Annotated in this window: 16 protein-coding genes and 1 pseudogene; 9 read left to right on the top strand and 8 right to left on the bottom strand. The window is 73.2% G+C overall.

Annotated elements, in window-relative coordinates:
• The first annotated feature begins 3 nt into the window (after positions 1 to 3).
• The 7 genes from ACZ59A_RS17525 to ACZ59A_RS17555 all read left to right on the top strand — a co-directional run bounded on the left by ACZ59A_RS17525 (position 4) and on the right by ACZ59A_RS17555 (position 6,803).
• Positions 4 to 885, top strand: coding sequence for a carbohydrate ABC transporter permease (locus ACZ59A_RS17525; protein ID WP_470959543.1), 882 nt, complete (start codon positions 4 to 6; stop codon positions 883 to 885).
• The gene (locus ACZ59A_RS17530; protein ID WP_470959545.1) at positions 882 to 2,222 is read left to right on the top strand and encodes an ADP-dependent glucokinase/phosphofructokinase; all 1,341 of its coding nucleotides are present in this window, start codon (positions 882 to 884) and stop codon (positions 2,220 to 2,222) included. The genes ACZ59A_RS17525 and ACZ59A_RS17530 overlap by 4 nt, the downstream gene beginning before the upstream one ends.
• Positions 2,209 to 3,222: a tagatose 1,6-diphosphate aldolase gene (locus tag ACZ59A_RS17535; RefSeq protein WP_470959547.1), complete on the top strand. Its 1,014-nt coding sequence runs from the start codon at positions 2,209 to 2,211 to the stop codon at positions 3,220 to 3,222. Before ACZ59A_RS17530 ends, ACZ59A_RS17535 begins: the two co-directional genes overlap by 14 nt.
• 294 nt (positions 3,223 to 3,516) lie before the next feature.
• The gene (locus ACZ59A_RS17540; protein WP_470959549.1) at positions 3,517 to 4,548 is read left to right on the top strand and encodes a class I mannose-6-phosphate isomerase; all 1,032 of its coding nucleotides are present in this window, start codon (positions 3,517 to 3,519) and stop codon (positions 4,546 to 4,548) included.
• A 111-nt stretch (positions 4,549 to 4,659) separates the two neighbouring features.
• The gene (locus ACZ59A_RS17545; protein WP_470959551.1) at positions 4,660 to 5,310 is read left to right on the top strand and encodes a TetR/AcrR family transcriptional regulator; all 651 of its coding nucleotides are present in this window, start codon (positions 4,660 to 4,662) and stop codon (positions 5,308 to 5,310) included.
• Positions 5,307 to 5,507: a ferredoxin gene (locus ACZ59A_RS17550; RefSeq protein WP_470959553.1), complete on the top strand. Its 201-nt coding sequence runs from the start codon at positions 5,307 to 5,309 to the stop codon at positions 5,505 to 5,507. The genes ACZ59A_RS17545 and ACZ59A_RS17550 overlap by 4 nt, the downstream gene beginning before the upstream one ends.
• 60 nt (positions 5,508 to 5,567) lie before the next feature.
• The gene (locus ACZ59A_RS17555) at positions 5,568 to 6,803 is read left to right on the top strand and encodes a cytochrome P450 (RefSeq protein ID WP_470959555.1); all 1,236 of its coding nucleotides are present in this window, start codon (positions 5,568 to 5,570) and stop codon (positions 6,801 to 6,803) included.
• A 10-nt stretch (positions 6,804 to 6,813) separates the two neighbouring features.
• Here ACZ59A_RS17555 and ACZ59A_RS17560 read toward each other — a convergent pair whose 3' ends face one another.
• The 3 genes from ACZ59A_RS17560 to ACZ59A_RS17570 are packed head-to-tail and all read right to left on the bottom strand — an operon-like array spanning position 6,814 to position 9,104.
• Positions 6,814 to 7,056, bottom strand: coding sequence for a non-oxidative hydroxyarylic acid decarboxylases subunit D (locus tag ACZ59A_RS17560; RefSeq protein ID WP_470959557.1), 243 nt, complete (start codon positions 7,054 to 7,056; stop codon positions 6,814 to 6,816).
• A 29-nt stretch (positions 7,057 to 7,085) separates the two neighbouring features.
• Complete coding sequence (locus tag ACZ59A_RS17565) at positions 7,086 to 8,510, bottom strand: non-oxidative hydroxyarylic acid decarboxylases subunit C (RefSeq protein WP_470959559.1); 1,425 nt, start codon at positions 8,508 to 8,510, stop codon at positions 7,086 to 7,088.
• A gap of 12 nt (positions 8,511 to 8,522) precedes the next feature.
• Positions 8,523 to 9,104 carry a non-oxidative hydroxyarylic acid decarboxylases subunit B gene (locus ACZ59A_RS17570; RefSeq protein ID WP_470959561.1) on the bottom strand — a complete coding sequence of 194 codons (582 nt, stop codon included), beginning with the start codon at positions 9,102 to 9,104 and terminating at the stop codon, positions 8,523 to 8,525.
• 144 nt (positions 9,105 to 9,248) lie between these two features.
• Here ACZ59A_RS17570 and ACZ59A_RS17575 point away from each other — a divergent pair, with 144 nt between their 5' ends.
• On the top strand, positions 9,249 to 10,163 hold the full coding sequence (locus ACZ59A_RS17575; protein WP_470959563.1) for a helix-turn-helix transcriptional regulator: 915 nt from the start codon (positions 9,249 to 9,251) through the stop codon (positions 10,161 to 10,163).
• A 19-nt stretch (positions 10,164 to 10,182) separates the two neighbouring features.
• On the opposite strand, the gene ACZ59A_RS17580 is transcribed toward ACZ59A_RS17575, so the two are convergent.
• Positions 10,183 to 12,234, bottom strand: a complete 2,052-nt coding sequence (locus ACZ59A_RS17580) for a phosphocholine-specific phospholipase C (RefSeq protein ID WP_470959565.1) — start codon at positions 12,232 to 12,234, stop codon at positions 10,183 to 10,185.
• 153 nt (positions 12,235 to 12,387) lie between these two features.
• Between ACZ59A_RS17580 and ACZ59A_RS17585 the strand changes: the two genes are divergently transcribed.
• Positions 12,388 to 13,506, top strand: a complete 1,119-nt coding sequence (locus tag ACZ59A_RS17585; protein WP_470959567.1) for a CapA family protein — start codon at positions 12,388 to 12,390, stop codon at positions 13,504 to 13,506.
• A 13-nt stretch (positions 13,507 to 13,519) separates the two neighbouring features.
• Here the strand turns inward: ACZ59A_RS17585 and ACZ59A_RS17590 are convergent, their stop codons facing one another.
• The 4 genes and pseudogenes from ACZ59A_RS17590 to ACZ59A_RS17605 form a co-directional block, all read right to left on the bottom strand.
• Positions 13,520 to 14,485, bottom strand: a complete 966-nt coding sequence (locus ACZ59A_RS17590) for a lysylphosphatidylglycerol synthase transmembrane domain-containing protein (RefSeq protein WP_470959709.1) — start codon at positions 14,483 to 14,485, stop codon at positions 13,520 to 13,522.
• A gap of 426 nt (positions 14,486 to 14,911) precedes the next feature.
• Positions 14,912 to 15,763, bottom strand: a pseudogene (locus tag ACZ59A_RS17595) (glycosyltransferase family 87 protein); the annotation flags it as partial.
• Positions 15,760 to 17,226, bottom strand: a complete 1,467-nt coding sequence (mptB, locus tag ACZ59A_RS17600) for a polyprenol phosphomannose-dependent alpha 1,6 mannosyltransferase MptB (RefSeq protein WP_470959569.1) — start codon at positions 17,224 to 17,226, stop codon at positions 15,760 to 15,762. The pseudogene ACZ59A_RS17595 and the gene mptB, both read right to left, overlap by 4 nt.
• Before the next feature lie 79 nt (positions 17,227 to 17,305).
• Positions 17,306 to 18,541: an NAD(P)/FAD-dependent oxidoreductase gene (locus tag ACZ59A_RS17605; protein WP_470959571.1), complete on the bottom strand. Its 1,236-nt coding sequence runs from the start codon at positions 18,539 to 18,541 to the stop codon at positions 17,306 to 17,308.

Here is an 18,541-nt window from a genome sequence, read left to right on the forward strand (position 1 = left end):
GCCATGACCGCCATCCCCGCGCCCGTCCCCGCCGTGCCCGCCGCCATCCGGGCCCGCCGCCGGGCCCTGACCCGCCGGGTGCTGTTCCGGGCCGCCGTCGCCGTCGTCGTGCTCTGGTCCGTCGCACCGTTCCTGTGGCAGCTCAGCACCTCCTTCCAGCGGGACCGCGATCTGTCCTCGGTGACCCCGCACTGGCTGCCCGTCCCGGGCACGCTGGAGCACTACCGGGCCGTCTTCACCGACTACGAGTTCGGCAAGTACCTGGTCAACAGCGTCATCGTCACGGTCACCGCGACCGCGATCGGGCTGCTGCTGGCGGCCCTGGCCACGTACGCGCTGGCCCGGCTGCCGGTGCCCGGCAAGGGCGTGGTGCTCGCCGTCGTCCTCGGTCTGTCGATGTTCCCGCAGATCTCGATCGTCGTCCCGCTCTACCTGGTGCTCAACGCCCTCGGGCTGCTCGACACCTATACCGGACTGTCTGGTTCGTACGTGGGACTCGCGCTGCCGCTGATGATCTTCGTGCTGTACGCGCACTTCCGGTCCCTGCCCACCCAGCTGGACGAGGCCGCGGCCATCGACGGCGCGGGGCTGCTGCGCACCCTGCGCAGCGTGATCCTGCCGCTGGCGCTGCCCGGGATCGCGGCCGCCGGAATGCTCGGCTTCATCACCAACTGGAACGAGTTCATGCTCGCGCTGGCCTTCACCTCCTCGCCCGAGCACCAGACCGTGCCGGTCGGCATCGCGGGCTTCCAGTCCCAGTACTTCGTCCCCTGGGGTGACATGGCCGCCGCGTCCGTCGTGGTCACCCTGCCGCTGGTGCTGATCGTGATGCTCTTCCAGCGCCGCATCGTCGCCGGTATCACCTCCGGGGCGGTGAAGCAGTGACCGCCGGCATCTCCATCCCGCGCGTCGTCGCCCGCGACGAGCTGTGGGCCGAGCGGTACCGCGCGCTGGCCGACCGGGTCCGCGTCCGGGCCCGCGGGGCCGCACCCGTACTGGCCGGATTCAGCGCCTGCGTCGACCACGTCTACCGGATGGACCCCGACCGGATCGCCGCCCTCGCCGCCCGGGCCACCGCGCCCGGCCCCGCCGGTGAGATCGCCACCGAGGTCGTCGGCCGTATCCGCCACGGCCACGGCGGCGAAATCGCCATACCGTGGCCCGGCGGCACCGACTGGGTGGGCACGCTGCTCGGCGCGCCCGACCGGGTGCAGCTCGGCGGCACCGGACCGCAGGCGTCCTGGGCGCTCGCCGTGCTCGGCGCGCCCAGCGTCGTCCCGCTGGCCGACCGCAGCGCCGGGCAACTCGCCGTGCTGCACCCCGATGTGACGCTGTGCACGGCCGCGGGCACCGCCCCCGCCGGGCGGCTGACCGGCGGCGACGCGCCCACCGACCGGTCCGGGGGAGCCAAACAGCCGCACAGCGTCCTGGAGTTCGCCGCGGGCACTCCCGCGCCCGGCCTGCCCGACGGGCTGCCCCGCTCGTCCCGGATCATCCTGCGGTTCATGGACGACGGGATCGAGCGCGACGAGTGGTTCGCCGCCCGCTCCGGCGAACTGGCCCGCACCGCCGCGGCCGGGCTGCTGTCCGGCATGAACGGGCTGCCCGAGGACGGCACCGGGCCCGCCGACCGGGCCTGGCTCGCCGACGTCGTACACAGCTGGCGGGACGGCGGACTGCCGCTGCTCCACCTCGAACTCGCCGAGTTCGCCAGCGTCCGCGCCCTGCGCGCGGGATGCGAGCAGTACGCCCCGCTGGCCGACTCCGTCGGCATGAGCCTGTCCGAACTCGCCGTGCTCGCCGGTCCCACGGCCCGCACCTCGCCCGCCACCGCCGCGGCCCGGTTCGCCACCGCGTACCACCTGGAGAGGGTGTGCGTGCACGCGGACGGCTGGGTGCTCGCCGTCCACCGCGGCGATCCCACCGAACAGCGGACCGCGCTGATGACGGGCAGCCTGCTCGCCGCCGCGCGGGCCGCGCGCGGCGCCCCCGCCGCCGACCCGGAGCCGCCACCGGCGGCCGATTACACCGAGGACCGCCCGGCCGACGGGCCGCTGGGGGAGGGGCTGCGCGCGGACTGCGTCCCCGCGCCCCACCTCAGCCACCCCGCGGCCACCATCGGCCTCGGTGACACGTTCGTGGGCGGGCTGCTGCTCGCCCGCTCGCTCCACTCCGGCTGTGCCTCGACCCGTATCCGAAAGGACCCCGATGACCACGCCTGACCTGACCACCGACCCGGGCAAGCTGCGCGGACTGACCCGTGTGACCAGCGAGGACGGCTTCTTCCTGATCTGCGCCCTCGACCATCTCTCGGACTTCGCCGAACTCCTCGCCCCGGACCCCTCCACGGTGGGCTTCGCGGACGTGGTCCGGGCGAAGGACTCCGTCATCCGCGCCGTCGCGCCCAGCGTGACCGCCGTGCTCCTCGACGCCCACTACGGCGTCGGCCACCTCACCGCGAGCGGCGCACTGCCGCGCGACGTCGGCCTGATGGCCAGCATCGAGGACGAGGACTACAGCATCCCCGACGGGCCGCGCCGCACCCGCCACCGCGAGGGCTGGTCCACCCGGCAGATCAAGCTGGCCGGTACCGACGTGGCCAAGCTGCTGTGGTGGTACCGCCCGGACGGCGACCCGGCCACCGCCGAACACCAGCGCCAGGTGGTACGCGACCTGGTGGCCGAGTGCGCGGAGCTGAGCCTGCCGCTGGTCGTCGAGCCCATCTGGTACCCGCTGCCCGGCGAGGACCCGTCCTCGGCGGAGTGGAAGGAGCGCCGGGTCGCGGGCATCATCCGGTCGGCCGTGGACGCCGACCGGCTCGGGGTCGACATGCTCAAGGTCGAGTTCCCCGGTTACGTCGACACCGAGCAGGGCCGTGAGGCGGCCGCCGCGGCGTGCAAGGAGCTGGACTCCTCGGTGCGCGTCCCCTGGGTGATCCTGTCCGCGGGCGTCGGCTACGAGGACTTCCGTACCCAGGTGCGGATCTCCGCGCAGGCCGGGGCGTGCGGCTATCTGGCGGGCCGGTCCATCTGGCGCGACGCCGTCTCCACCCATGACCCGGCCGAGCGCGCCAGGGGCATCGAGCAGGCCCGGGGACGGCTGGACGAGCTGAACGCGGTCATCCGCGAACACGGCCGCCCGTACCTGCCGGGCCGCTCCCTCGACCAGGCGCTGGACCGCCTGCCCGAGGGCTGGTTCCACGACTGGCACCCCGCGGTCTGACAGCCGTCGTGGGCTTCAGGGGTCGCCTTCCGGACCGTGTCCGGGCCCGCTGCTCCGGCGGCCGCCGGAAGGTGCCCCCCGCTCGCCGGGCTGTCGGGCTCGTACGAGGAGGCCCGCCCCCGGACTCGGTCCGGGGACCGCCCCCGCTGACGCCACGGGCCGACCCGACGCGATGTGGACACCCCTGGCCGGGGAGCGGCGGGCGACCCCTGACCCGCCCGCCGCTCCCCTCCGGCCCGCCCCTTCCGGCCCCGCCCCTTCCGTATGGCCGTACCCGACCGGGAGAAGCCCCGCATGACCGCCGAACCCGCCGCGACACCCGTCCCGCTGGCGCCCAATCAGCCGCGCTCCTTCTACCGCGACTCCGGCGCCATCGCCCGCTTCCGGCGCACCGTGCCCGTCGGCGACGGCTACCGCCCCGAGGACTGGGTCGCCTCGACCACCTCCCGCTTCGCCCGGTCCCCGGCCGGGCTGACCACGCTGCCCGGCGGCGCCCGGCTGGCCGACGCCGTGGCCGCCGACCCGGCCGCCTGGCTGGGGCCGGAGCACACGGCCGCGTACGGGGCCGACACCGGGCTGCTGGTCAAGCTGCTGGACGCCGGTCAGCGGCTGCCCCTGCACACCCACCCCGACCGCGCGTTCGCCAGTGCCCACCTGGGCAGCGCGCACGGCAAGACCGAAGCCTGGTACGTGCTGGACGCCGCCCCCGGCGCCGAGATCCGGCTCGGCTTCGCCCGCGACGTCACCGCCGGCGAGCTGGCCGACTGGGTCGCGGCCGGTGACGCGGGCGCGATGCTGGACGCCGTCCACCGGGTGCCGGTCGCGCCCGGCGACGCCCTGCTGTGCCCGGCGGGAATGCCCCATGCGATCGGGGCGGGGGTGCTGCTGGTGGAACTCCAGGAGCCCACCGACTTCTCCGTGCTGCTGGAGTGGGAGGGCTTCGCGATCGACGGCGCTGCCGAAGGCCATCTCGGCCTCGGCTTCGACCTGGCCCTCGGCGGAGTGGACCGCCGGGGCCTGTCCGCCGCCGCGCTGGACCGGCTGCGCGGACCGGGTGCGGCGGTCGGCACCGGGAGCGTGCTCCCGGCGGCCGCCGACCCCTGGTTCCGCGCCGAGCTGTGCCGGGGCGAACCGGCGGCCGCGCTGGACGCGGGCTTCTCCGTGCTGGTCTGCCTCACCGGCTCCGGGACGCTGACCTGCGCCTCCGGCCCCTCGCTCGACGTGGCGGCGGGGCGGACCGTGCTCCTTCCGTACACGGCGGGCCCCGCCCGGCTGTCCGGTCCGGTGACCGCCCTGCGCTGCCGCCCGCCCGCGCCCGGCCACTGATCGCGCCGCGCGGCAACGGGGAAAATCCAACTCTTGAATCAGTTGCTTTAATTAATTCACGTGTTTTAACGTGGCTTCCACAGCTCAGCACGACCGAGTGAGGAGGCCACCATGTCCGCCGTCGAGACCCGCGAGGCCATCATGGCCGCGGCGGAGCGGCTCTACGCCGAACACGGGCTGGTCGCGGTGTCCAACCGGCAGATCAGCGAGGCGGCCGGGCAGGGCAACGTCGCCGCCGTCGGCTACCACTTCGGCACCCGGGCGGATCTGGTGCGCGCCATCATGGGCAAGCACTCCGCGGCCATCGACGCCATCCGGCAGCGCATGCTGGACGAGACCCGCGGCAGCCGGGAGGTCCGGGACTGGGTCGACTGCCTGGTGCGGCCCGCCCCCGAGCACCTGGCCACCCTGGGCGTCCCCTCCTGGCACGCCCGGTTCGCCGTACAGGTGATGACCGACCCCGTCCTGCGCGCGATCGTCACCGAAGAGGCCCTCACCCGGCAGCCCCTGCGGGAAATCCTCCAGGGGCTGGGCGGCTGCCTCGGCTTCCTGTCCGCCGAGACCCGGGCCCAGCGCGGCGACATGGCCCGCCAGTTGATCACCCATTCGTGCGCCGAACGCGAGCGCGCCCTCGCCGACGGGACCAGTGCGCGGCAGCCGTCCTGGGAGGACACAGCCGCCGCGCTGACCGACGCCCTCACCGGGCTTCTGCTCGCCCCCGTCACACCCCGCCGTTCCACCTCCGAGGAGAACCGCACATGAAGATCACAGTTGATGAGGCGAAGTGCTGCGCCGCCGGGCAGTGCGTGCTGCTCGCGCCCGAGGTGTTCGACCAGCGCGACGAGGACGGCATCGTGGTCCTGCTCGACGCCGAGCCCGCCGAGGAGCAGCACGCCGCGGTCCGGGAAGCCGCGAGCGTCTGCCCGACCCTGGCGATACAGCTGAGCGGCACCCCGTGAACCCGCCGTCGGCGATCGGCGCCTGACCGGCCACCCCTGAACGCCCACCGGAGGAAGACCATGACCACCGCACCCGTGGCCGACGACGCGTCGGCCGAGATCCCCCCGTTCCCCCAGCCGCGGGCCGCCGCCTGCCCCTTCGACCCGTCACCCGAGCTGCGCGGCCTGGCCCAGTGGGGCCCGCTGACCCGGGTCCGGTCCTGGGGCGACAGCACCCCGTGGGTGGTGACCAGCCACGCCGAGCAGAAGGCGCTGCTCTCCGACGCCCGGCTGAGCGCGGACTTCTCCCACCCCGGCTTCCCGAGCCCCGTCGCCCCCACGGGCGGCGAACACGCGGCCACCGACCTGAGCTTCGTCGGGATGGACGATCCGGAGCACGCCCGGCTGCGCCGCATGGTCAGCGGCGCCTTCACCATCAAGCGGGTCGAGGCGATGCGCCCGGTCGTGCAGGAGATGGTGGACGGCTTCATCACGGACATGCTGGCCGGACCGAAACCCGCCGATCTGGTCCAGGCCCTCGCGCTGCCGGTCCCGTCGCTGGTGATCTCCGAGCTGCTCGGCGTCCCCTACGAGGACCACGAGTTCTTCCAGACCAACAGCAAGGTCCTCGTCTCCGCCGTGGCCACACCCCAGGAGCGGCAGGCCGCGCACGGCAACCTGGGCGCGTACCTGGAACAGCTCGTGGACGCGAAACTCACCGAGCCCGGTGACGATCTGCTCTCCAGCCTCGGCAAGCAGATCAACGCCGGTGAGCTGACCCGCCGCCAAGCGGTCACGATGGGCGTGCTGCTGCTCCTCGGCGGGCACGAGACCACCGCGAACATGATCACCCTGGGCACGCTGCTGCTGCTCGAACACCCCGATCAGCTCGCCCGGGTCCGCGACACCGACGACCCCAAGGTGATCGCCTCAGCGGTGGAGGAACTGCTGCGCTACCTCAGCGTCGTCCACCTCGGACGCCGCCGGACCGCGCTGGAGGACATCGAGATCGCCGGGCGCACCATCCGGGCCGGTGAGGGCGTGATCCTGCTCGGCGAACTGGCCAACCGGGACCCGTCCGTCTTCCCCGACCCGGACCGGCTGGACATCGCCCGCGACGCCCGCGGCCACCAGGCGTTCGGCGTGGGCACCCATCACTGCCTCGGCCAGCCGCTGGCCCGGATGGAACTCCAGGTGGTCTACCCGGCGCTGCTGCGCCGCATCCCCACGCTGCGCCTGGCGACGGACCTGGGGAAGGTGCCGTTCAAGTACGATGCGGTGATCTACGGCGTCCACGAACTCCCGGTCACCTGGTAGCCGTTGGGCATCAGGGCGTGCGCAGCGGTGGCACGGCCGGTACCTCCGGCGCGGCGCCGATGTCCTCGGGCGTCAGCATGAACTCCTCGGGGTAGGCGTCGCGCCGGGTGCGGCGGGCGGGTTCGCTGGTGCGCCACATGTAGAGGCACCGCCCGCACTGCAGCACCTCCCAGACACCGGGGACGGGCGAGCGGAAGATGTGCTCGATCGTCTCGTGGGCGCAGCGCGGGCACAGGGGCGTGGTGTCGGACATCTCGGTCCTCTCCGTGTCGTCAAGGGTGTTCAGCGGGCGGCGGCGAGCTTCTGCAGCCGGGTCAGCCACTCGGCCGCCTCCGGCAGATCGCGCACCTGGGTGCCGTAGTTGCCGCGGTGGTCGGGGGAGACGGGAGTGGTGGCGTCGATGACGAGCTTGTCCGTGATGCCGGGCGTGCGGGCCTGCGGGGCCAGTTCGAGCACCGGGAGGCCGGGCACCTGGACCAGATCGCCGTCCGGGTTCATCTTGGTGGACAGCGCCCACATCACCTGCGGCAGGTTGAACGGGTCGACGTCCTCGTCGACCACGATCACGGTGGCGGCGTAGCCGAGCCCGTGCGGGGTGGTGAGCACCCGCATGCCGACGGCCTTGGCGAAACCGCCGTACCGCTTCCTGGTGGAGACGATGACGACCAGCCCGTGGGTGTACATCGCGTTGACCGCTTGGACCTCCGGGAAGTCCCGGGTGAGCTGCTTGTACAGCGGCACACAGGTGTTGGCGGCGATCAGGTAGTCCACCTCCGTCCACGGCATGCCGAGGTAGAGGTGTTCGAAGACCGGGTGTGTCCGGTACGAGATCCGGTCGATGCGGATGACCGGCATGTTCCGGCCGCCGGAGTAGTGTCCGGTGAATTCGCCGAACGGGCCCTCGATCTCGCGCTTCCGGCCCTCGATGACCCCTTCGACGACCACCTCGCTGCCCCACGGCACGGGCAGCCCGGTGAGCGGGGCCTTCGCGACCGGGGCGGGCGCGCCGCGCAGAGCACCGGCCAGCTCGTACTCGTTCTGGTCGTACTCCATCGGGGTGGAGGCGACGATGGAGATCACCGGTTCGTTGCCGAGCGCGATGGCCACCGGCAGGTCCTCGCCGCGCTCCTCGGCGGTGTGCAGATGCTGCGCGATGTCGTGCATCGGCACCGGCTGGATCGCGAGCCGCCGCTTTCCCATGACCTCGATGCGGTAGATGCCGACGTTCTGCTTGCCGCTGTGTTCGGGGTCGGCGGGGTCCTTGGAGACGACGGCGGCCTTGTCGAGGTAGAAGCCGCCGTCGCCGTCGTTGAGCCGGATCAGCGGCAGGACCTGGAAGATGTCGGCGTCCTCGCCCTCCAGGGTGTTCTCGGCCCACAGCGGGTTCTCGCGCCACTCCGGGGCGACCGGGAAGGTGTCCCAGCGGCGGATGAACTCCTCTACCTGCTCCTTGGTGCCGGTCTCCTTGGGCAGGCCGAGGGCGAGCGCGTGGTTGGCCCAGGAGCCGTGCACATTGAGCGCGACGCGGGCGTCGGTGAAGCCCGTGACGTTGTCGAAGTACAGCGCGGGGGCGTGGTCGCCCAGCCGTGGGGCGGCGTTGGCGGCGGCGGCGATGTCCGGCTCCGGCATCACCTCGTCCGGGACGCGCAGCAACTGGCCCTCCTTTTCGAGGGCGTCGAGGAAGCCGCGGAGGTCGTCATAGGCCATGGGAACTCCTTTTCACGAAGCGGTGCGCGTGGCGCGCATGCCTGCCCAGCGCCTGGCGGCGGGCGCGGGCAGGTCGAACTGGTCGAGCAGCCGGGCCGTGATGTGGTCGACGATGTCGTCCACCGACCGCGGGTGGTTGTAGAAGGCGGGCATGGGAGGCACCATCCGCACCCCCATCCGGGACAGCGCGAGCATGTTCTCCAGATGGATGTCGCCGAGCGGGGTCTCCCGCGGCAGCAGGACGAGCCTGCGCCGCTCCTTGAGGACCACGTCGGCGGCCCGGGCGATCAGCCCTTCGGCGTATCCGGCGCGGATTCCGGCGAGTGTCTTCATCGAGCACGGCGCGATGATCATGCCGTCGGTCCGGAACGAGCCGGAGGAGATCGTGGCGCCCTGGTTCTCCGGGGAGTGCGTCTCGTCGGCGAGCGCGGCCACCTCACGGGCGGACCGGCCGGTTTCCAGCTCGATCGTGGTCCGGGCCCAGCGGCTGAGCACCAGGTGGGTTTCCACGTCGGGCAGTTCGGCCAGCGCCTCCAGCAGCCGGATGCCGAACACGGCACCCGTGGCTCCTGTCATGCCCACGATCAATCGCACGGCGGCACGCTCCCTCGGCTCTCTCACTGGAATGGCGGACTCACTGGAGTGGCGGACGCCGACTCTTTCGGTCACCGCGTCCTCGGCTCGCACTCCACGCTAGATGCAGCCTGGCGGTCCGCAGCCGTACACTGAAGACGCGCTATGGACAGAAACGGACAAGCTGAGGTCACCGAGGTTCCGTTCCGGCCCTCCGTGGGAGGCCCGCCGGGAGCGGCGGTCCTCGACTTCGCCGGGCTGCTCGCCCGTGCCCACGGCCATGACCTCGACGCCTACGCCCCCATGCGGCTCAGCTTCCACCAGCTCATCACCGTGCGCTCCGGGGAACTGCGCTGTTCGGTGGACTTCACCGAGCACCAGCTGACCGAGGAGAGCTGGATGTGGGTGCGCCCCGGCCAGATCCATCAGTTCCGCTCCGACCTCGCCGCCGCCACGGGCACCGTTGTGCTCTTCCCGTCCGGCTATCTCGGCGCGGCCACCGCGGAGGCCGCCCGGCTGCACGGCTACGCGTGGCAGGCCCCCCTGGTCCCCGAGGGGGAGACCGGGGAGGCGGTACGGGCCGTACGGGACCTGCTGGAGCGCGAGTACCGGGCGATGGCCGGGCCGCTGGAGGCGCACATCGAGGTGATGCGCCATCTGGTGGCCGTTCTCGCGCTGCGGCTGGCGCATCTGCCGGGTGCGGAGGGCCGCGGCGACGCGGGCAGCGAGGCGTTCCGGCGGTTCCGGCGGGCGGTGGAGCGCGACTTCGCCCGTACGCACCGGGTGGAGGACTACGCCGCGGGGCTGGGCTACAGCGTCCGCACCCTGACCCGGGCCACCCGTGCCGCCGCCGGGTGCGGTGCCAAGCGGTTCATCGACGACCGGGTGCTGCTGGAGGCGAAGCGGCTGCTGGTGCACACCGACCTGTCCGCCACCGCCATCGGGGAGCGGCTGGGCTTCCCCGACGCCACCGTCTTCACCAAGTTCTTCCGCCGCCGGGCGGGCGAGACCCCGGCGGGCTTCCGGGCCCGCACCACGGGCGCCGGGGCCCTTGCCCGCACCCCGGGCCCACCGCCGTGAGCCCGGGGCGCAAGGTGGCTCAGCTGGGGCTGAGCCCGGGGTCGCTCAGCCCGGCGCGGCCCGTCTCGACATGGCCGGCGACACGGCGCACAAAGGTGCGGTCGTGGTCGGACACCACCGTCAGGTCGTACCACTGGTGGCTGCGGCGCAGATCCGCGGTGTGGGTCACCCGCGCGCCCGGGCGCAGCCGGTAGGTGTCCGACTGCCCGTCGCGGTGGCCGTCCTCGACGGTGAGCCGCACCGTGCCGCGGCCCGGGTTGGCGAGGGTCACCTTCAGCTGCCCGGTCCGGCTGTCGTGACGCGTGCTCACCTGCGGGTTCTCACCGGTGAGCGGACCGGCGAACCGCCGCTGGAAGCCGTCGGGACCGTGCACCTCGATGTCGTAGCCGCCCCCGCCCGGCGCCGCGCTCCACTCGCCGGACAGCCGCTTGCCCGCCTCCACGGTGTATCCCCACGGGCCGTCCGGATGGCTGCGGGAGGTGACGTGGAAGTGGGCGCCCGCCTTGCCGTGGCTGGCGAAGTCGATGCGCAGGGTGCCGCCGTCCGCGGTGGCGTCGGCGGACAGGTCGTACGGCAGCGGCCTGGTGGGGCGACGGCCGGACTCCTGCCGGGGCAGGGCGGGCTCGGCGGGGACCGCGGGCACGTAGTCGGGGTGCCGGTTGTGGTCCTTCGGGAGGTAGCCGCTGGTGTCCGGCATCGACGGCATGCTCGGGTCGGTGCGCCCGAAGTCGAACGCCGCGGTCAGATCGCCGCACACCGCGCGCCGCCACGGCGAGATGTGGGGCTCCGCGACGCCGAACCGCCGCTCGATGAACCGCAGGATCGAGGTGTGGTCGAGGGTCTGCGAGCACACGTACCCGCCCTTGCTCCACGGGGACACCACGAGCATCGGGACCCGCTGCCCCAGCCCGTACGCCCCGGCGGCCTGCGAGGAGGAGCCGGGGAACAGCTCGCCGGAGGTGGTCACGGTCGACGCGCCGCGCCCGGGGGAGGGGGCGTACGGGGGCACGAGGTGGTCGAAGAAGCCGTCGTTCTCGTCGTAGGTGATGAGCAGCGCGGTCCTGCTCCACACCTCGGGGTCGGAGGTCAGCGCGTCCAGCACCTGGGCCAGGTACCAGGCGCCGTAGTTCGCGGGCCAGTTGGGGTGCTCGGTGAACGCCTCGGGCGCCGCGATCCAGGACACCTGGGGCAGCGTCCCGGCCTTCACGTCCGCCTTCAGGCGGTCGAAGTAGCCCTCGCCCTTGCGGGCGTCGGTGCCGGTGCGGGCCTTGTCGTAGAGCGGGTCGCCGGGCGAGGCGTCGCGGTACTGGTTGAAGTACAGCAGCGAGTTGTCGCCGTAGTTGCCCCGGAAGGCGTCCTCGATCCAGCCCCAGCCGCCCTTGGCGTCCAGGCCGTCGCCGATGTCCTGGTAGATCTTCCAGGACACCCCGGCCTTCTCCAGCCGCTCCGGGTACGTCGTCCAGCCGTACCCGGCCTCCGCGTTGTCGAGCACCGGGCCGCCGCCCGCCCCGTCGTTGCCGGTGTAACCGGTCCACATGTAGTAGCGGTTGGGGTCGGTGGAGCCCATGAACGAGCAGTGGTAGGCGTCGCAGATGGTGAACGCGTCGGCCAGCGCGTAGTGGAACGGGATGTCCGCACGGGTGAGGTACGCCATCGTCGTGGCCGACTTGGCGGGCACCCACTTGTCGTACGCGCCGCCGTTGACCGCGGTGTGGGTGTCGCCCCAGCCGTGCGGGAGGTCCCGGAGGAACTGCAGGCCCAGGTCGTCGGCGTCGGGCCGGAACGGCAGGATGTCCTTCGTGCCGTCGGACTGGTACCACACCGGCTTGCCGCTGGGCAGGCTCACCGGCCGCGGATCGCCGAATCCCCGCACCCCGCGCAGCGTGCCGAAGTAGTGGTCGAAGGAGCGGTTCTCCTGCATGAGGACCACGATGTGCTCCACGTCCCGCAGGCTGCCGGTGCGGCGGTTCGCCGGTATCTCCGCGGCGCGGGCGATGCTCGTGGAAAGCAGGGACATGGCGGTGGTGGCACCGGCCAGTTGCATGAATCTTCGACGGTCCATGGATGTCATCCGGTCTCCTGTGGCGTCCGAAGTGGAGCGGGGAACCGGGGAAGTGTCTTCCGCCCGGACGACGGGCACAACGGCGCGTGGAAGAAACGGCGGAAAAGCCTAGTTGAACCTTGGACGCGGCATTCACGACGGACCACGCATTAACGTGGAAGTATGCGCGGTGACGCGGTGACGCTGTTCCTCTGCGGCGATGTGATGCTCGGCCGCGGCGTCGACCAGATCCTGCCGCACCCCGGCGATCCGGCGCTGCGGGAGCCGTACATCCGCGACTCCCGGGCCTATGTCGAACTGGTGGAGCAGGCGAGCGGTCCGATCCCGCGGCCGGTGGGCTTCGCCTGGCCGTGGGGAGAGGCGCTGCCGGTGCTGGACCGGGCGGCTCCGGACGTCCGGGTGGTGAATCTGGAGACGAGCATCACCCGGGGCGGCGCGTTCGCGCCCGGCAAGGAGATCCACTACCGGATGAGCCCCGCCAACCTCCCCGGCCTGGCCGTGGCCCGGCCCGACGTCTGCGTGCTGGCGAACAACCACGTACTGGACGGGGGACGGCCCGGCCTCGACGACACCCTCGACACGCTGGAGGCCGCCGGGATCCAGGTGGCGGGCGCGGGCCGGAACATGAGGGAGGCCCGCCGTCCCGCGGCCGTCCCGGCCGGTGACGACCGGCGCGTGCTGGTCTTCGCCTGCGGGACCGCCTCCAGCGGCATCCCGCCCGATTGGGCGGCGAGCGGCGACCGGTCCGGCGTCGACGTGGTGTCCGAGCACGCGGCCGGTGACGCCACCGCGCTCGCCCACCGGGTACGGCAGCTCAAGCGGCCCGGCGACCTCGCGGTGGTCTCGGTCCACTGGGGGAGCAACTGGGGATACGACGTCCCCGAGGACCAGATCCGTTTCGCCCGCACACTGATCGACGGCGGCGTGGACCTCGTCCACGGCCACTCCTCCCACCACCCCCGCCCGCTGGAGATCTACCGCGACAAGCTGATCCTCTACGGTTGCGGCGACCTCATCGACGACTACGAGGGCATCGGCGGCTACGAGCGGTACCGGGACGATCTGCGGCTGCTCTACTTCGCCACGCTGCGGCCGGACACCGGTGCGCTCCTGGGCTTGCGGATGGTGGTCCTCCAGTCCCGGCGGATGCGGCTGCGCCGCGCCCCGCACGAGGACGCCGCATGGGTCGCCCGCACCCTCGGCCGCACCGGCTCCGCCCTCGGCACGCGTATCGCCCTCGGCCGCGACGGCGTGCTCACCGCGCACGGCGCCGAGCCCTGAGCGGCCCGAGCGGTCAGAGGATCTTGGAGCGCACCAGGGCGCCCAGCACCAGCGCGCCCGGGACCAGCGGAAGCCACAGCGTGATGAAGCGGTAGGCGAGCACCGTGGAGGTGGCGGCCTCGACCGGGGCCCCCGCCGCGACCAGCGCGATCACCAGCGCCGCGTCGACCGAGCCGATGCCACCGGGGGAGGGGACCACGGCGGCCACCGCCGAGGCGGCCAGATAGGCGAGCATCACATGCGGCGGCCAGACGTCCAGCTCCAGCGCGAGGGCCACCGCCACCAGACCGGCCGCCTGCAGCAGCGGGAACGCCAGCGATCCGCCCCACAGGGCCAGCGCCCGGGACGGCCGCAGATGCAGGGAGCGGGCGTCGGCCAGCGCGGTGCGCAGGAAGTCACGGATCACCCGGCGCACCCGGCGGATCAGCAGCAGCCCCACCACCAGGGCGACCGCTCCCGCCACCGCCGCCCACACCACCAGTCCCGCGGTGCGCTCCGGCAGCAGCGGGCCGACGCGCAGCGCCTCCGGAAAGACCATGAGCAGCACGAGGAGCAGCACGATCCGGGTGACGGCCTCCGCCAGGAAGTACAGGGCGAGCGCGGCCGAGGAGCGGGCGGGCGGCAGCCCGCACCCCGTCATGAAGCGGATGTTGACAGCGCTCGCCCCGATTCCCGACGGCAGCAGATGGTTGGCGGCGCCCGCGGCGAACTGGGTGGCGAACAGCCGCCTGGCGGGGAGCCGTTCCAGCACCGTGCCCTGCCGGGCGAACGACACGGCGACCCAGCCGAGACCCGTCGTCGCGACCGCCGTCAGCAGCCACCACGGGTCGGCGGTGAGCATCTGACGGGCACCGGAGCCGATCAGCGACCGGTGCTGGACCACCCAGACGGCGACCGCGACCAGCGGCACCAGGCACAGCATTTGGCGCAGCGGAAGCCGCCGGTACAGGGGGCGGGGCGCCGATGGCTCCAAGGACATCGCCGCCTCCACGAGCGCTGTTTGCCGCATGGTCATCCCTACCCCGTCGCCGGACGCCCGGTCGGGGCCGATCGCGGTGCCGGGGGGGGGCGCCGGGGCCGTACCGGGGGCCGCCGCCCGCAGGGGCAGCGCCAGCAGCAGCCCGACGCAGATCCACACGTACGCGTTGCTGCCGAGGAAGCCGGTCACGCCGGTCGCGTCGAACCGCCACAGCCACACCAGACTGCTGCACAGGATCACGTAGATCACCGCGGCGATCCGGAGCAGCGTCCGCCGCCGCCGCGGTGGCACCTCCGGCCGCAGCGCCGACTCGGCGAGCACGATGAGCGCCGGGATCAGCCACACCAGGTGGTGCACCCAGGTGATCGGGCTGACCAGGCAGGCGGCGATCCCGGTGAGCGCGTAGCCCGCCGGTTCGTCGCCCACGGCGGCCGCCTGCCGCACCCGGTACGCCCACACCGCCAGCAGGGCCAGCACCCCGGCCGCCCAGACGGCCCCGCTCGGCTCCACCGGGGCCACCAGCCGCGCGAGCACGCCCTCCCACGACTGGTTCGAGACGTACGACAGCACTCCGATGCGGTCCGTGTCCCACAGCGCCTCGGTCCAGTAGACCCGGGAGGCGGTGGGCGCCGCGCACACGGCCAGCAGCGTGGCGCCCAGCGCGGTGGCCGTGGCGATGGCGGCGGCCCGCCACCGCCGGGTGACGACGAGATAGACGATGAAGATCGCCGGGGTGAGCTTGATGGCGGCGGCCAGCCCGGTTCCGTACCCGGCGAAGCGTCCGTGCCCCGTGGCCAGCAGCCGGGAGTCCAGCAGCACCAGGACCAGCAGCAGCAGATTGACCTGCCCGAAGCTGAAGGTGTCCCGGACCGGCTCCAGGAGCGAGAACAGACAGGCCGCCACGGTGAAGGCGAACCACATGTTCCAGCCCTGACGGCGCACGACCGGCCCGATCAGCCAGGTCAGGACGACCGCCGAGGCGGCCACGTTGAGCAGCATGCTGACGCCGACCGCCACCGGCCAGCTCAGCAGCGTCATCGGCAGCATGCACAGGGCCGCGAACGGCGGATAGGTGAAGCCGTAGTCGGCCCCGTCCGCACCCGGTGTGGTGAAGTCGTAGATGTGGCCGTCGCGCAGCCACTGACCGACGGCCCCGTAGTAGACGCCCAGATCGAACCAGTCCCGGTGCAGCGGGACGAAGGCCAGGAAGAGCGCCGCGGCCGTGGCGAGCCCGCCCGCCAGCAGCAGCCGTCCGCGGGTCGTGGTGGGCCCCGTCATGCCGAACGCTCCGGCCAGTGCGCGCACTTCGCCGGGGACAGCCCCTGCCCGGCGGCGATCCCCGGCGCCCAGCGGGCACACCACAGCACGCACAGCGCCAGCGCGCCACCGCACACCGCGAAGGTGAGCTGCCGGGAGTCGGGGGCGAAGCCGCTGGGCAGCACGGCCAGCGCGAGCACCCCGCTCACCCCGGCCACCGCACGGCGCACCGCGCCGCTCGGCGCGGCCGCGGCGATCAGGAACAGCCCCCACAACACGTACCAGGGCCGGATCGCCGGGCCGAGCACGGCCACCGCCGTCAGGCTCAGCCCCAGTGCGTACAGCGGGCCGCGGCGTGGTGGCCGCAGCCAGACGACCACCACCGCCACCGCGGTCGCGAGCAGTCCCAGCGCCTGCCACGCCGGGGTGGCCAGCGGCGCCAGCCCGCTGCCGAGCGCGTGCAGCAGGGCGCCGGTGGCCCGGCCGAGGGCGCTGGTCAGCGCCCAGTTGTCGGCGGACGCGGGGGTGGACAGCGCCCCGATCCAGCCGTAGCCGGTGCCGGTGACGGCCGTGGCCACACCCGTGGTGACGAGCGCCAGCGCGCCCGTGGCGAGGAAGACGCCGACGCGTCGTCTCCGGTCCGGCACCCGGCGCGCCCACAACGAGGCCACCGCCAGGAGCCCCAGCGCGGCGGGCGCCTTGACCAGGGCGGCGAGCGTGACCAGGACGGCGCCGCAGGCGGGCCACCGGCCGGTCGCGGCCACCAGCCCGGCGCCGAGCAGCCCCAGCATCACCGCGTCGTTGTGCGCCCCGCCCACCAGATGCAGCAGCAACAGCGGGTTGAGCCCGCCCAGCCACAGCGCGGCGCCCGGGTCGGTGCCGCAGCGGCGGGCCAGCACGGGCAGGGCGATCACCATCAGCGCCACCCCGAGCAGCGCCATCAGCCGCAACCCGAAGACGCCCAGGGGCAGTTCGGCGCGCGACGCGTGGGCGATGGCACTCTCGAAGGCCAGCGAGACCGGTCCGTACGGGGTGGGCGTGTGCTGCCACACCGGCGCCACCTCGGCCGCGATCGGCCCGCCGAGCCGCACCGGGCCATGGGTGTAGACGTCGATGTCCGCGTGCACCATCGCGCCCTGGGCGAGATAGCTGTAGACGTCCCGGCTGAACAGCGGGGGAGTGGGCAGCAGCGGGGCCGCCCAGGTGGCGAGCGTCACCAGCAGGTCGCGGACGCGCGGCGGGCGCGGACCGCGCACCTCGCGCCCCAGCCACCACCAGGCCGCCACCAGCAACACCAGTCCGAAGTAGGTGCTGACCAGGCCGAGCGCGGCTCTTCCGGAGTCCGGGGTGAGGGCATCCCCCACGGGCAGCGCTCCGGCCGTCGCGCCACCCGCGGCGAGGGCGACCGAGCCCGCGAACCCGAGAAGCCGACAGTGGTGCGGAGCGAGGGCGATACCTTGGACGAGAACACGACGGACCAGCACCCGCCCCACACTTGCCGCGACGTATGGCCGAAACGTGACGCCGCGGTCACCGGTGGCTGACCGGGAGGTGTCGGCCGGATCACCCGCCCGGGCCGGAGACTCCGGCGAGCGCTCCCACCAGGGGCGCGCTGCGCTCGATCGACGACCAGGGCGCCTTGTCGGCCACCAGCTGGCGGAGCTCGAGCGCCTCGCGCGGGCTGTTCCAGCCCAGCACCCCCACCACCCGGCCCCGGTGGCCGTAGGCGACCACGAAGTGGCGGTCGTCCAGCTCGCCGTGGAGCACGGCGAGTTCGGCGTCGGCCGGAAAGATGCCGTACGCCTGGATGTGGGCGTCGTACTGGTCGGTCCAGAAGTGCGGTACGGGGGCGAACGGCAGGTCGTCGCCGAGCAGATTGCGGGCGACGGCCTGGGCCTGCTCGGTCGCGTTCAGCCGGTGCTCCAGACGCATGCGGGCGCCGAAGTGTTCGTTGTACCAGGAGGCGACGTCACCGGCCGCGTAGATGCCCGGCGCCGCCCGGCAGGCGGCGTCGCACTCCACGCCGTTGCTCAGGCCCAGCCCGGAGCCGTTCAGCCAGCCGGTCGACGGGATCGCGCCGATGGCGACCACGACGAGATCGGCGCGGAGCACCGCCCCGTCGGTCAGTTCGAGCCCGGTGACATGGCCACCGGCCGAGAGGAACCGGGTCACCCCGGTGCCGCAGCGCATGGACACGCCGTGGTCCCGGTGCAGCTGCCCGACGAGCCCCGCGATCCGGTCGCCGAACTGGCGGCGCATGGGCACCGGCCGTGGATCGATCATGGTGACGTCCAGCCCCATCCGGCGGGCCGCCGCGGCGGCCTCGGCGCCCAGGAACCCCGCACCGACCACGGCCACCGTGGGCCTGCGCTGGAGATCGGCGCGCAGGGCGAGCGCGTCGTCGAGGGTGCGCAGCAGATGCACCCCGGCCAGGTGGTGGGCGTCGGGCAGGCTGCGCGGGGTGACACCGGTGGCGATGACCAGGGTGTCGTACGGGACGCTGTCGCCGCCGTCCAGCAGCACCCGCTCGCCGACGGTGTCGAGGCCGGTGGCGGACCTGCCGAAGAGCAGCTCCGCGTCGAGCGCGTCCAGCTCCTCGTCCGTACGGAGCTTGATCCGGTCGTGCTCCCAGGTGCCCGCCAGGATCTGCTTGGACAGCGGCGGCCGGTTGTAGGGGGTGTGCGGCTCGTCGCCGATCAGGGTGAGCCGCCCGCCGTAGCCCAGCGAGCGCAGGGTGACGGCGGTGGTGAGCCCCGCCACCGAGGCGCCCACGACGACCACGTTCCCCGGGCTGCTCAC

Source organism: Streptomyces sp. NPDC040405 (assembly GCF_055595765.1).

Coding starts and splice junctions, on each gene's coding strand:
- ACZ59A_RS17555 (WP_470959555.1), top strand. CDS start 5,568: ATGACCACCGCACCCGTGGCCGACGACGCGTCGGCCGAGATCCCCCCG.
- ACZ59A_RS17585 (WP_470959567.1), top strand. CDS start 12,388: ATGCGCGGTGACGCGGTGACGCTGTTCCTCTGCGGCGATGTGATGCTC.
- ACZ59A_RS17550 (WP_470959553.1), top strand. CDS start 5,307: ATGAAGATCACAGTTGATGAGGCGAAGTGCTGCGCCGCCGGGCAGTGC.
- ACZ59A_RS17575 (WP_470959563.1), top strand. CDS start 9,249: ATGGACAGAAACGGACAAGCTGAGGTCACCGAGGTTCCGTTCCGGCCC.
- ACZ59A_RS17580 (WP_470959565.1), bottom strand. CDS start 12,234: ATGACATCCATGGACCGTCGAAGATTCATGCAACTGGCCGGTGCCACC.
- ACZ59A_RS17545 (WP_470959551.1), top strand. CDS start 4,660: ATGTCCGCCGTCGAGACCCGCGAGGCCATCATGGCCGCGGCGGAGCGG.
- ACZ59A_RS17525 (WP_470959543.1), top strand. CDS start 4: ATGACCGCCATCCCCGCGCCCGTCCCCGCCGTGCCCGCCGCCATCCGG.
- ACZ59A_RS17535 (WP_470959547.1), top strand. CDS start 2,209: ATGACCACGCCTGACCTGACCACCGACCCGGGCAAGCTGCGCGGACTG.
- ACZ59A_RS17565 (WP_470959559.1), bottom strand. CDS start 8,510: ATGGCCTATGACGACCTCCGCGGCTTCCTCGACGCCCTCGAAAAGGAG.
- ACZ59A_RS17590 (WP_470959709.1), bottom strand. CDS start 14,485: ATGTCCTTGGAGCCATCGGCGCCCCGCCCCCTGTACCGGCGGCTTCCG.
- ACZ59A_RS17560 (WP_470959557.1), bottom strand. CDS start 7,056: ATGTCCGACACCACGCCCCTGTGCCCGCGCTGCGCCCACGAGACGATC.
- ACZ59A_RS17540 (WP_470959549.1), top strand. CDS start 3,517: ATGACCGCCGAACCCGCCGCGACACCCGTCCCGCTGGCGCCCAATCAG.